Origin of the sequence: Clostridium sp. TF06-15AC (genome assembly GCF_003481165.1) — a bacterium.
Taxonomy (GTDB): Bacteria; Bacillota; Clostridia; order Lachnospirales; family Lachnospiraceae; genus Otoolea; species Otoolea fessa.
Map to the genome: position 1 here is coordinate 316605 of NZ_QUKS01000003.1, position 13446 is coordinate 330050.

The 13446-nt window shown below is 50.4% G+C and carries 14 protein-coding genes; all 14 read right to left on the reverse strand.

Going from position 1 to position 13446, the window contains the following annotated elements:
* Positions 1 to 114: 114 nt before the first annotated feature.
* Positions 115 to 972, reverse strand: a complete 858-nt coding sequence (locus DXC57_RS08870; RefSeq protein ID WP_118293910.1) for a DUF6282 family protein — start codon at positions 970 to 972, stop codon at positions 115 to 117.
* A gap of 3 nt (positions 973 to 975) precedes the next feature.
* On the reverse strand, positions 976 to 1941 hold the full coding sequence (locus tag DXC57_RS08875) for an alpha/beta hydrolase (protein WP_107001326.1): 966 nt from the start codon (positions 1939 to 1941) through the stop codon (positions 976 to 978).
* Between the two features lie 259 nt (positions 1942 to 2200).
* Positions 2201 to 3403 carry a M14 family zinc carboxypeptidase gene (locus DXC57_RS08880; protein ID WP_118652141.1) on the reverse strand — a complete coding sequence of 401 codons (1203 nt, stop codon included), beginning with the start codon at positions 3401 to 3403 and terminating at the stop codon, positions 2201 to 2203.
* A 347-nt stretch (positions 3404 to 3750) separates the two neighbouring features.
* Positions 3751 to 4887: a sodium ion-translocating decarboxylase subunit beta gene (locus DXC57_RS08885; RefSeq protein ID WP_118522942.1), complete on the reverse strand. Its 1137-nt coding sequence runs from the start codon at positions 4885 to 4887 to the stop codon at positions 3751 to 3753.
* Between the two features lie 688 nt (positions 4888 to 5575).
* Positions 5576 to 5965 carry an Asp23/Gls24 family envelope stress response protein gene (locus tag DXC57_RS08890; protein WP_118468531.1) on the reverse strand — a complete coding sequence of 130 codons (390 nt, stop codon included), beginning with the start codon at positions 5963 to 5965 and terminating at the stop codon, positions 5576 to 5578.
* A gap of 307 nt (positions 5966 to 6272) precedes the next feature.
* The gene (locus DXC57_RS08895; RefSeq protein ID WP_107001501.1) at positions 6273 to 6998 is read right to left on the reverse strand and encodes a SpoIIIAH-like family protein; all 726 of its coding nucleotides are present in this window, start codon (positions 6996 to 6998) and stop codon (positions 6273 to 6275) included.
* A 20-nt stretch (positions 6999 to 7018) separates the two neighbouring features.
* Positions 7019 to 7699, reverse strand: a complete 681-nt coding sequence (locus DXC57_RS08900; protein WP_118652143.1) for a stage III sporulation protein AG — start codon at positions 7697 to 7699, stop codon at positions 7019 to 7021.
* Positions 7674 to 8330 carry a stage III sporulation protein AF gene (locus DXC57_RS08905; RefSeq protein WP_118652145.1) on the reverse strand — a complete coding sequence of 219 codons (657 nt, stop codon included), beginning with the start codon at positions 8328 to 8330 and terminating at the stop codon, positions 7674 to 7676. Before DXC57_RS08905 ends, DXC57_RS08900 begins: the two co-directional genes overlap by 26 nt.
* A 3-nt stretch (positions 8331 to 8333) precedes the next feature.
* Positions 8334 to 9542 carry a stage III sporulation protein AE gene (locus DXC57_RS08910; RefSeq protein WP_118652147.1) on the reverse strand — a complete coding sequence of 403 codons (1209 nt, stop codon included), beginning with the start codon at positions 9540 to 9542 and terminating at the stop codon, positions 8334 to 8336.
* Between the two features lie 48 nt (positions 9543 to 9590).
* Positions 9591 to 9977: a SpoIIIAC/SpoIIIAD family protein gene (locus tag DXC57_RS08915; RefSeq protein WP_118652149.1), complete on the reverse strand. Its 387-nt coding sequence runs from the start codon at positions 9975 to 9977 to the stop codon at positions 9591 to 9593.
* A 172-nt stretch (positions 9978 to 10149) separates the two neighbouring features.
* Positions 10150 to 10344 (reverse strand): stage III sporulation protein AC, encoded by a 195-nt coding sequence (spoIIIAC, locus tag DXC57_RS08920; protein ID WP_022359269.1) that lies wholly within the window; start codon positions 10342 to 10344, stop codon positions 10150 to 10152.
* A 13-nt stretch (positions 10345 to 10357) separates the two neighbouring features.
* Complete coding sequence (locus DXC57_RS08925; RefSeq protein ID WP_118468539.1) at positions 10358 to 10879, reverse strand: stage III sporulation protein AB; 522 nt, start codon at positions 10877 to 10879, stop codon at positions 10358 to 10360.
* Complete coding sequence (locus DXC57_RS08930) at positions 10870 to 11925, reverse strand: stage III sporulation protein AA (protein ID WP_118652151.1); 1056 nt, start codon at positions 11923 to 11925, stop codon at positions 10870 to 10872. Before DXC57_RS08930 ends, DXC57_RS08925 begins: the two co-directional genes overlap by 10 nt.
* A gap of 55 nt (positions 11926 to 11980) precedes the next feature.
* Positions 11981 to 13366: an MATE family efflux transporter gene (locus tag DXC57_RS08935; RefSeq protein WP_117796871.1), complete on the reverse strand. Its 1386-nt coding sequence runs from the start codon at positions 13364 to 13366 to the stop codon at positions 11981 to 11983.
* Positions 13367 to 13446: the final 80 nt, after the last annotated feature.

A 13446-nucleotide genomic window follows, 5' to 3' on the forward strand; every position in this document is an offset into this window, starting at 1 on the left:
CTTACCTTCTTAAAAGTACTTCTCGAAAAAAATAAAAAGGTCAAGAATTCTTATAAGTAAACTTATAATTGATTTTTGACCTTTTTATTTTTTCATATTCAATTATCAAATTTACTATAACTCTCCCAGCACCTTCCGGGGCACCGTATGCGTCATCACATAAATCTCATCTTCCGTGATTCCCTCATCCAGCAATGTCTGCATAAACAACTTCATCGCTTCCACCGGGTGTTCTCTTGAAGTCTGCCCCCGATCCGTTACCATAAAACAGTGTTCTGCTCCGACTACCCGGATATGGTCTGCCATCTCCTGCGCCGTGCATTCCTTTTCTGCCACATTATACCAGCATTTTTCAATATAAACGCCCAGAGCTGCCAGCTGTTTCTGCGTTTTTACATCGACACGCGTCCGCGGAAATTCTGGATGTGTCAGAACCATACGGTTTCCCTGCCGGATTCCCTCCTGACACAGGAGAATACTTTCCTCCGGGCTGATGTGCCCGGTCGCGACTGCCGCATCATACTTTCTGGCAATCCTCAAAATCTCCAAAACCTCCGCCCTCAGCTCCCCTGTTTCGGTCAGGATAGAGATTCCAGAGCGGTCAAAGAAATCTCCCGGCATATTCCCGGAACACAAAGAGTTCTTTGCGTCCCGGGTCGGCATCCACACGATACGGCATCCGCGCTTCATCGCATTTTCAACCGCATATGGATTGAGTCCTCCGACTGGCCAGTTTAACACCAGACCGCCATAGGCTTTCGTACACGAAGCACAGTGGATATTAGCCAGAATTGCCCGCGCAATCGTGGACTCATAGTGAGATTTCAGCATAATTCCTGCCATTCCGGCTCTCCCGGCTTCTTCTAACAGCCCGTAATCATCCAAAACTCGATGAAAGGGGGACGGGGCTGCGTGCATATGGAGGTCATACGCTCCCTGCATTAAATATGCAATCTCTTTTTCTCTGTCCATAGATTATTTCTGTAAACCAAACTGGAATGCTTTCAGATTCTCCTTGTAGAATGCTGCCAGCGCGTCAGCCAGTGCCTGGAACTTCGGATCGTCGTCGAACATCCACTCATTGTGCTTGCCATCTACATAGTATAACTGCTTCGGCTCCTGTGCCAGACGGTATGCTTCTTCCGCCTCTACACGCTGATGCAGCTCGTTATAATAGCCATGACCTACAAAGACAGCACGCGGTGCGATTCTCGGAAGCAGGTCTTCTACGTTGAAACGGATGAAGCTCTCGCCGATTGCGGTGCTCATCGGGGTCGGGAACTCCTCGCCATTATCCTTGTTGACAGAATCGCCGATACCGCCGTTGATCTCTTTTAATACATGGTCTGTATAGAAATCGCCGCTCTCTGTGATGTTCGGATAATCGGTGTACGGATGCATCAGAACCGGATCGTTGGTTGTAATTCTCTTGATACGGTCTTCTCTGAGGCGTGCAACGCTCTTTCCAAACTTATCATTTCCCATGCCGTCACGCATCCAGCGCTCGCCATTTACAAAGCTGTTCAGGGTTGCAATCGCTTTTACTTCCTTGTCACGCGCTGCAACGGTTACGCATACAGCACCGCCGACACCCCATCCAAGAAGTCCGCAGCGTTCCGGATCTACTTCCGGCTGAATCTGCATAAAGGTAAATGCGTTTGCCACGTCTTCAACCTCTGTCTCAAGGGTTGTGTACTTCGGCAGGCATGGATGAACATTCTCACTCGGCTTAAATCCTCTGTAATCGAAGCCCATGCATACAAATCCTCTTGCTGTTAAAGCTCTTGCAAACAGTGCCGGATAGCACTTATTAACGCCGGTCCATCCAGAGTTACACAGAACTGCTGGTCTCTTCTCGCCCTCTTTGTAATCATCCGGGAGATAAATATCTCCTACCATCTTTGCGCCTTCGCTGTAGAATACAACTTCTCTTGTTTTCATGTTGAAATCCTCCATTTCATTCAATTTGTTCTTTTTTGTCGTTTATGGAATTTTTGTTCCTTTTGTGATTTTATATTAGATCATGTTGCAGAATTTGTCAACCATATTTTTGAAAAAAGAATGTATTTTCCATTTTATATAGTTTTAGCTTCCTGTTTTTGTTGATTCGTTCCAAATCTTGAAACAAAAAAGGATGTACGACCACTTCCAACTCCAGTCGCACATCCTTTTTCTATCTAATCTTCATTTTATTCCATCATCAATGTGTCGCCACATAATATCCCAGCGTTGCCGGGACTGCCTTATTCTGGTTCCAGATCGCCGGATATTCCGAGAAAGATACCGGGCAGGTGGAACGTCCTACCTCGATCGTGATACCAGGGATGCCTGCTGCCTGCTGCAGCCAGTCCTTCAAGCCGCCGACGCCCTTGCTTCCAAGAACGGAATAACCATTTAAGGCATGAACAGCGTTTGCCAGCGCCTTGGACTCTGCCGCTTTCTGGTTGTTCTGCGTATCCCAGTAAATCACATTTCCCATCGCATGATAGTTGATAACCGCATTGAATCCCGTTCCCTGAATCAAGTTCGCGATTGCCTGGCTCTCCGGCTCTGACAGTGGGTTGGTTCCCTTATAACCATTTGCAGACGGATGGGTTAAAGACACATTGATTCCCTCCCAGTTTGCTGCAAAGTTATAGTTCAGATCGACACCGCGTGCATTCGCCTTCCAGCGTCTCATGTACTCTTCATAGCTGACCGTTGTCCGACTGGATGCCTTGTCCGCCGCGTACGCCGCCTGCATCGTCTGGCGCAGTTCCTCCGACTGGATACCATTCTCGCCCATCTGGCTGATCGTGACTCCATCCGGATTCAGCATCGGCACAAAATGAAATGCCACCTGTCCCAATATATTAGAAAGCGGCTGCGTCATATAGGTACCATTATTCGTAAATCCAGCTGCCAGATACTCGAGCTGCTGCATCATCAGCGGTACAACGATATACTCTCTGGCATGAATCGCCCCCTGGAACAAAATCTTCTTGGATGCGTTCGGATTGCCGACAATCACATCGTAGATATCACGTCCGTCCGCCGATTTTCCAATCGTTTTCACGGTCACTGTTCCCGGATAACGGCTTGCCAGCGCCGAAATATCGTTTACCATCTGGCTATAGGAATACTTGTCCACCGGATTAACAACCGGATTAGATAACGTCTGATTATAATAGGAATTATCCGCCTGCTGTCCCGCATTCGCGTTCGTGTCAGTTCCTGCCGCCGCATTATCGGTCGTGGTTCCCGGACCGCCCGGTCCGATCACTGGTGCTGCCGCTGCCGGATCATCCGCCGGTCCTGCATACGCTGTAACTGCCGATAAGCTGCTGCACACAACTGACAGGGATAAACAAGTTGCCAAAGCGCCTTTTCGCAGCAGGCGCTGAATTTTATTTCGTTGACTCATTCTCATGTCTCCTTCTGGCCCTTTCAAACTCTTACAAACAATGTTTCTATTATAGATTTACCTCTGTCGAATGTCAACGAACTGCATAAAACTGAAAGAAAAAAGAAAGATACTTTTTCCAATTTATATTTTACTTTAACTTACCTAAAATCAGCACCACTGCCGTAATAATCAGGACAACGACGAAAATTCCCGCCATTCCTTTTCCCATAATTGCCAGCGAAATCAAAAAATTATTCCACATCCGATATTTTCCTCCATCTCAATCAGTGCAATGGCTGTCTCTTGATTTTTCATCATTCAAGTGCAGCCTTCCTTTTCCATTTTATCTGCCCGACAGACCTATATTACAAATACTGGCTTACCAGCTTAATAACCAGTCCGCCCGCGATGACCGAGGCGATCTGCCCCGATACATTGGCGCCGACCGCATGCATCAGGATAATATTTCCCTTTTCCTCCTCCATCGCCAGCTTCTGCACCACGCGTGAGGACATCGGGAATGCGGAAATGCCCGCCGCACCGATCATCGGATTGATTTTCGTCTTCAAAAACAGGTTCATAAATTTAGCAAACAGCACACCGCCGATCGTATCAAAGATAAATGCAATCAGACCGATTCCCATAATCAGAAGTGTGTCAACCCGCACAAACGCATCCGCACGCATACTGAACGAAATCGTGATGCCAAGCAGCAGGGTAATCAGGTTTGCCAGCTCGTTCTGTGCCGTCTGGGAAAGTGCCGGAAGCACGCCGCACTCGCGGATCAGGTTTCCAAACATCAGAAATCCGACCAGCGCCACCGATGCCGGAGAAATCAGTCCGACAATGATAGTAACTACAATCGGAAATGCGATCTTGGTCGTTTTGGACACATTTTTCGGACTGTAGGTCATGTGAATCCGGCGTTCTTTTTTCGTCGTCACCAGACGGATCGCAAATGGCTGGATGATTGGCACCAGCGCCATGTAGGAGTACGCCGCCACCGCGATCGCGCCCACATAGTTGGAATGCATGATCTGGGAAACCAGAATGGAAGTCGGTCCATCCGCCGCACCGATGATTCCAATCGATGCCGCATCCCTGAGTTCAAATCCCATCAGCGATGCCGCACAGATCGCAAAGAAAATGCCAAACTGCGCCGCCGCACCAAATAAAAACATGATCGGCTGTGACAGAAGCGGTCCAAAGTCAATCATTGCCCCGATTCCGATAAAGAGCAGAATCGGAAGCGCCTCCGACGCGCTGATCGTCGTCTCAAACAGCCACTGTATAATACCCTGTGTCTCCCCGATGCCCTCCGTCACCTGGTTAATGACGCCGGATAATGGCAGGTTTACCATGATCGCGCCGAATCCCATCGGCAGAAGCAGCGCCGGTTCGTATTCCTTTTTGACCGCCAGCCAGATCAAAAGTCCGCCGATCAGATACATCACAAACTGCTGCGGCGTGATCGCCATGACGCCTTCCCATAAAAATTCCATATTGTTCCTCCTGTTAATTTTGTTTTCCTTCATAAATATCCTGTTTCCTGGAGCCCCTTGCCAGGATACACCTGCTCTGGCAGCTGTCTTTCTTCGCGCCAGACATGCATCCATGCGAGTGTTTTTGTTTCATAGGACACAATTTCCTATGAAACATGAAAAGAATGTGCCTTGGCACATTCTCGCGCCGAGCGCGTTCGCTTGCGACATGTTTCTGCTTCGCGCGAGTGCGCATCCTCGCGGAGCGTTTTTTGTTTCATAGGACACAATTTCCTATGAAACATAAAAAGAATGTGCTTTGGCACATTCTCGCGCCGAGCGCGTTCGCTTGCGACATGTTTCTGCTTCGCGCGAGTGCGCATCCTCGCGGAGCGTTTTTTGTTTCATAGGACACAATTTCCTATGAAACAAAAAAGACTTTCAGCATACGTTTCATCCACATATGCTAAAAGTCTTGTTCCTCACATTTGAATCATACGGCACACGCTTTTTGTTACAAAAGCACACTGCCATCTGACTTACACAAGGCATGTAACCATGAGGTTTACTATCCTCAGGGTCTGTTGGTTACATGGTTATAACTACTCCCTTTTAACGCGATCATCATATCATACGGTTTTTTCCCCGTCAAGGTCAAACTGAGTATTTTGTGTTAAGAAAATGAAAAGCTACGAAAGCACTAAACCTGCTATGCTTCCGCCGGCATATTGACACCCGCGATCTTAATATTAACTTCCAGAACCATCAGACCGGTCATATTTTCAATCGCTGTCTTTACTTTGTCCTGCACCTTTTCACTGACTGCCGGGATGCTGTAGCCATATTTCATATTTAAGGACAGATCCACAACCACGTGATCCTCGGTTACGGTCACTTTCACGCCCTTGCTCAAATTTTTCATGCCGAGCTTTCCGACCAGTTCATTTGTGATATTGCCAGCCATCGAATCGACACCGTCTACCTCGGTCGCTGCCAGACCTGCGATGATCGCCACTACCTCATCGGCAATTTTCACTTCTCCAATGCGGTCCTTCTCATATACGATATGTGTGCTTCTATCTTCTGCTTCTCTCGCCATTCCAAATCCCTCCTGACCTCTTTCATGTACGCCCGGAATCTTCTCTTCCCACGAAAAACAGATGCTCGAATACTTCCAGAAATACATTTCAATTAAGTGTTTTTATTATACCAAAAATACAGGAGTTTGCAAAGGCATTTCCGGTTCGAATCTCATCCGAGTTACTGTTCACGCATACGTGCCCAGTAACGGAATTTGCCGTGGCTTCGCATTTTAATACGGCAAATTCCTGCTGCCACCACGTTTTCTTACGGCACTTTCGGTTCCAAAAGTGCCTACCCGTGAACATTAACTCATCCAAACTTCCTCAATCTCCCAGGTTTAAAAGGGAAATCACGATATTTTCCGCCGATATCTCGGTTTTCCGTTTTACAATATCCTCGATCTGCGCGCGCTGCGGATCTGTGATGGACGGCGCGTTGACAACGACATCCACTTTTCCATCCGTGATGCTGACAACCGGATCGGCAAATCCTTTCGCCATCAGAAGCGTTTCCGCTGCATTTTCCTTCTCCGCTATCGCATTGAGTGCCAGCATATCCTGAACGGCTGCCTCTTTTGCCGACGCATCCAGATTTTCATTGTTAATCAGGGCATTCAGCGCTTCGCGGTTCTTGGCGCGGATCTGTTCACGGCTGAGCTGTACATTGGCTATGTACTCTGCCACGCCGGTTCCGCCTGTCAAAACCGCCTCGCCCGGGTTATCGACTGCCGGATTGTCCGCAGATGCCTCCTCTCCGTCCGCCGCCCCCTGCGCTGTGCCCTCCTCACTGCCTGCTGCCAGCGGATCTCCCTCTCCCGGATCGTCAAGACTTGCAATCTCCTCATATTCACCGTCCGCCACGCTTCCGGACACCGCCTGATTTTCCGAATATATATCGCTATCTGAAATCTTGGTCGCCCCCGCTTCATATGTATCCGCCCCCGGCAGATCGGATTTTCCCGCATAGTTGAGATACCCCGCCGCCGCAATCATGATCGCCAGCGTCGTGATGATGATTTGATTTCTCCTGAAAACGCGTTTCATCTTCATTCTCATATTTGCATACTCCTTTATTCCACCCGCTTTAATACTTTTATTTTATGTGCCGGCAGTCCGAATAATGCCTGCATCGCTTCCGAAATTTCCTTCTGTACCGACGCATTTCCTCCTCCCTGTGCGCTGATCACGATACCGGAAATCTCCGGTGCCAGCTCTTTTTCAACTACCGGTTCCCCGCTGCCTGAACTTCCCGCCAGCACGGTGCTCTCCCGCAGCGATTCATCCGCCTGCTGCCGCGTACCACCCGAAGAATCCGTCTCCGAGGTGGACGCCCGGCTTCTCTCCTTATCCACCCGCAGCACCTTTTCCGAAGAAGAAAACAGAGTCAGCATCACATCCACCTCACCCACGCCGTCCACCTTCTTTAAAACGTCCCGGATCCGCTGCTCCAGGCGAAGCTCGTAGAGGCGGTTGGTGTCCTGCCTGGATGCAGTGCCTGGCAGACCTGTTTCGACATCCGAACCACTCTCTTCTGAACTTCCATTTTTGTCCTGCCCTGCTCTATTCCCAGAGTTTGTTCCTGTTCCACTCTCCGCCCATCTTTCCCCTGACTGCCAGACTCCCGTCTCACTCGTCTTCTTCCCAAACGGCGCATATAAGATCAGAATTGCCAGCCCAAGCACCAGCAAAATCAGCCATTTTTCATTTCGTTTGACCCATTCCCTGTCAAGGTTCCATCCTGACTTCCACATGATCCGCCTCCACCTGATAAAACGATGCCAGCCGCTGCTGAAGCTCCCAAATCTTTTCCCCATTCATCCATGAAACTGCCTGCGCGGCGGCGGGTTCTCCCTGCTTCTGCTCCTGTTCAAGTGAAATTTCAATCGGGGAAATTTTTTCTATTTCAATCATCGAACTCGGAGCCTCCTGTTCCGCCGCTTCCATCCCCGCCTCACTTCCCGCCACATACACCGTCACACTCCGCACCGAGGCAAATTGCTCCGACTCCGGATCTTTTTCCAGCTCTACGTCCGCCTTTTCCACGGAAAATCCCGCTTCCGCTGCCACCCGCACTGCCTCCTTGGACGCTTCCGCCTCATACTGGCTCAAAACCATATTTCTACGCCGCACCTCTATCTCATCCATCTCACGTTTCAGCTCGCCCGCTTCATTTTCAAACGAAAGAGATGTAAACAGATAATTCAGCCGCTCCTCCAGACGCAGCCCGTCCGTCAGCGGCTTCAGCACAATCAGAAGCAGGATACAGCCCGCAAACAGACGGATATATTTTTCATACTTATGTGCGGGCAAAAGCCCGGTCAGAACGGTCAGAAACACTAGATAACTGACGATATTCCCCGCCCAGTGAGTAATTACTTCCATCTTCTACCCCGCAAAATAAGCCGCGTTCGTGCTCGCACACACCACCGCGATCGAAAGCGCAAATAACACCACCGCCGAACCAGCTGCTGCCAGCAAAAAATAAAATCCTTTCGCCACTGCGCCGACTGCCTCCACCACCCGGCTGTCACTGACCGGCTGCAAAAGCGCCGCGCTTCCCTGGCACCCCAGATAGAGGATTAAAAGTTTCAAAAGCGGCAGAAGCGACACCGCCGCCAGCACAAGCACTCCCCCGATGCCCACCGTATTCCGAATCAGGACGCTGCTTCCAAGAAGTACCTGCGACACTGCCGCCGCGCCCTGTCCGATTCCCGGTATCAGGCTGACCGCCCGCCGCAACGCCGTCTGGCGCACCGAATCTGTATACGGCGCAATCATTCCCTGCAGCACATGAAAGCCCAGCACCACTCCCAAAAGCGCCTTGCTGCCCCAGCGCATCCCCTGTTCCAGCAATTCTAACGCTTTTGAAAACAAATCCTTCGAGCTTAAATGTCCCGCCAGCGACAGCAGGACATACAACTGGGTGCATGGCAGAAACAACTGTAAAAACACCCATTCCGCCACATTGACAGAAGCAAGTGTCCACGCATATCCGGCTGCTGCCGAGGTACTTCCCCCGGAAAAGGAAACAGCCAGAAAAAAAGCAGGAACCAGCACCCGGACAAATTCAAAGAGCTGCTCCAACAGTGTCCGCGTGATCCGCACCCCATTCAAAAAACTGGCGGCAAGCAGTGTAAAAATCAGAAGATACGTGACATAAAAGCCCATCTCCGATACCTGACTGTCGGCAAAGAGACTCGAAAAGCTGGCGAACACCGCCCCTAAAATTCCCAGAAGGATGATCTGCCCCATCCATCTGCCATTTTCTGAAATTTCCCGAAATAGGGCTGTCCGGCAAAAATCCATCAGCATCCGAACCGCACTCTGATAATTGCCAGAGAGAAGCATCGAAAGGATTTCCCGGAATGAAAGCCCCGGGACTGCCGAACCTCCCGCTTCCCTTAAAAATGCTTCGATTCTGCTTAAATCCAGTGAGTTCAGAAGAGAATCCATGTTCTCGCCAGAAACACTGAAATCCGAATCTTCGGATATCTTTTCACCATTTGCCGCCGACACCGTTAAATGATTTCCTGCCATCAAATATACACTCAAGAACATAACGCTCACTGCCCGCACAACCATCTTTGTTCCCACCGTCACCTGCTCTCACCATCTTTCCGCTTTTCTGCACTTACCACTTCCCTACGCCAAAAACTGCTTCACCGTCTCCAACAATGCCAGCAGAATCGGCATACTGACCGCCAGAATGGACAGCTTCGCAAATATCTCAATCTGTGTTCCCAGCGAACCGTACCCGGCATCCCTGCAAATCCCGGAGGCAAATTCGGCAATATAAGTGATTCCCGCCATTTTCAAAAGCACCGACAAATACACTGGACTGATCCCGATGCAGGATTCCATCGTCCGAAGTGTTTTCAGAATCACTTCCAGCTTTCCCGCCGCATAGAAAAAAAGACACAGCCCCGCCGCCATCACAATGTACGTCCCATACTCGCTGCCTTTTCCCTTGAGCTGGACTGCCAGAAGAACTGCCGTGATCCCAAGAACCGATACGGTTAAAATTGACATTTTTTACCGTCCTTCCCTGCAATGTACTCTCGGAGTTTTTCCTGCACTCGCTTTTGCGGCTGATTTTTCGCCAGCTGCACCCGAATTTCATCAACATACGCCTCAGAAATTTGGGCACAACTGACAAAAAATCATCTCACAAAATCAAGCACAGAAAGATTCCGAGAGTACATCACAACGCAAACAATTCCTTCATCGTCTCAAACAACTGATAAATATACGGCACCATCCAGAACAGTACCAAAAGAAGACCCGCAAGACTTGTGAGAAATGCCTGTTCCTCCCGCCCGCTGTGTTTGAGGATCTGGCAGAGGACGGAAACCAGGATACCGACTGCCGCAATCCGAAATATTAGATTAACTCCCATTTTCTTCCCCCACTTACATCAACAACACTGCCAGAAACAGCCCGCCTAGTATCCCAAGCCCCCAGCACAGCCGTTTCTTCTCCGGCTCTTCCCGCCGCAGCTGCTCAATCGCCCGTTCCAATTCTTCCAGATACAGTGCCAGCGTCTTTTGCTGCATTTCCAGATCGAGATACCCGATGCTGTTTCCAAACCGGCACATCAGCTCCCATTCCTCTGTTCCTAACATCGGACGAATCCCCTGCTCTTCCAGAACCGCTTCCCAGATACGCCCAAACGGACACTCTGGATTCGCTTCCAGCCGCTCTCCTGCCACCAAAAATAGCTTCCCCGCTTTTCCATCCCCGCGTGCCCCCGCCCGGCACAGTACCAGAGGAAGAACTGCCTGTGTATACCCAATCTCTCCCCGCAGTCCCGCGGCAATCCGTTTTACTTCCTCCAAAAAACGCCTCCGGCCAATCAGGCGCAATGCCTCACCCCCGCCAATCCCCGCACACGATACACATACAAGGCAGATTCCAAGCAATTTTATCCACATATGAGCTCCTCGCCAGCTGCATCATATACCGCCTCCACCGTTCCCGGTCCGCGTCTATTTCCCAGCACCACATACCGCTCAAACCGTTTTTCTTGCAAAAAAGAGGACAAGCCCGGTTTTTCCCGGATGTCCTCCATCGAATTTCCATGTACGGTTGCCAGAATCCTGCAGCCACAGTTCATCACATAGCGAAGCGCCTCCAAATCATTCTCACCGCCGATCTCGTCCACCGCGACCACCTCCGGTGCCATCGAGCGGATCAGCATCATCATTCCCTCCGCCTTGGGGCAGGCATCCAGCACATCTGTCCGGCAGCCAACATCGTTTTGCGGGATTCCCTGATAGCAGGCGGCAATCTCCGAACGTTCATCCACCACCCCGACCGTCTGCGCCCTCACTTTTCCACCATGCTGCTTCCTCATCTCCACCATTTTTCCAGCTTTATTTTCATGTCCTGCACCTGCCTTAGACCGTTCAAAGCTCCCCCTCAAAGCAGAGCCCCTATCCTTTCCCTCTTCTCCATCTGATACCATCCGGATCAGATCCCGCAGAAGTGTTGTTTTTCCGCATCTCGGCGGTGCAATCAGAAGCGTATTCCGGATACTTCCCGTCCCTGGATCCGTCAAAATCGACCGTATTTTTGCTGCACATCCTATCATCTGATGCGAAAAACGGACATTTAAAAAGGTTATCGGATGAATCGCCTTTATATGTCCGTTTTCCACTATCGTCCTTCCAGCCACGCCAATCCGGTGTCCGCCCTGCACGGTCAGAAACCCCTGCCGGATTTCCTCCCCGTAAGCATAGAGGGAAGAACGAGCCGCGCATTGCAGCGTCTCGTCCACATCCTCCCGGCTGACCCGGAATCCACTTCCGGCTGTGTACTCTTTATTTTTATATATGTAATACAGCGGCGCGCTAACCCGCAGCCGTACCTCTTCCATTCCATCCGCCTCAAGCGGAAGCGCCAGAAGCTGCTCCCGGATATTCCGGGAGAAAAAATGAAACAGCGCCCTCACATCCTGCTTTGATTGTTCCTCCTTCATCAGCCCGTCCTCCTTACCTCAATATATGAAGGACTGGCTAAAATATACCATCCGCCTATGCATGCACGGACGCACTTTCCATCCGTCGCAGCCGTCTCACCTCCACGCCTGCCATCGCAAGCGCCACCACGCCCGCCACAAAATCCGCGATCGGTCCGGCATACATGATGCCGTCAATGCCGATAAACAGTGGCAGAATCACAATCAGCGGCAGCAAAAAGAGAATCTGGCGCGTCAGGGACAGGAAAATACCCTTTTTCGGTTTTCCAATCGCCGTAAACAGGTTCGACGCAATCGGCTGCACACAGTTTAAGAACGTGAAAAACAGGTAAATCCGGAAATATTTTTCCGCAAACTGGAAATACATCTCCGATCCTTCCCCGAACAGCCCGATGATCGGACGCGGAATCAACTGGAAACACGCAAAGGACACCGCCGACACCGCAAATCCCCACCTGAGCGCCAACCCATACACCTGCCGCACGCGCGCATAATTTTTCGCGCCATAATTGAAACTTGCGATCGGCTGCATGCCCTGCGAAAGACCGATGACGATCGAAAAAAACACCTGATTGACCTTCGTGATAATGCCGGCACACGCCAGCGGAATCGATTCCCCATAGTCCGAATGCGCACCGTAGTAGGTCAAGGATTTATTTAACACGATCTGCACCACCAGCATCGCAAGCTGGTTGAAAAATGCCGCTGCCCCCAATGAGGTAATCATGCTTACATATGTTCTCTGGGGTCGAAGATGCGCCGCTGTCAGCCGTCCGTTTTTGTAACGGCGCAGATACCGGATAATCAGGATTCCTGAAAAAATCTGTCCAATGATCGTCGCCAGCGCAGCACCCGCCATTCCCATATGTAATCCAAAAATAAACAGCGGATCGAGCACTGTATTGATCAGCGCCCCGGATAAATTGTAAAGCATCGCATTAAGCGGGCTTCCGTCCGCCCTCACCAGATGCCCGCCGCCGTTGGTCAGAATCAGAAATGGAAATCCCAGAGCCGTGATACCCGTATACGTTTTGGCATACGCCAGCACATTGTCCGGCGAACCGAAAAAGCGCAGCATCGGCGTCAGGCAAAAAAGCGCCACAGTCCCCAGAATCACACCGCTTCCAAACAGAAGCGTCGCCGCATTTCCAATATAAAATAACGCCTTTTCCCGATCGCCGCCTCCCAGCGTCAGGTTAAAGGACGCCGCACCGCCGATTCCAAACAGAAGCGCCAGCGCCACACAGGAGATCGTCAACGGAAACGCCACGTTCGTCGCTGCATTCCCCAGCTCTCCCACGCTTCTTCCGATAAAAAACTGATCGACGATATTATAAAGGGCGCCTACCAGCATCGCGATAATACTTGGCACCGCAAACTGCCGCAAAAGCCCGCCGATCGGCTCCGTGCCTAGTATATTTTTCTTCTGTACCTGTTCCATGAATCTTGATTCTCCTGTCTACGTTACTGCGAACAATTATCAGTCTACCTCTCGTTACTGATAATTTTTCCTCTTTACAT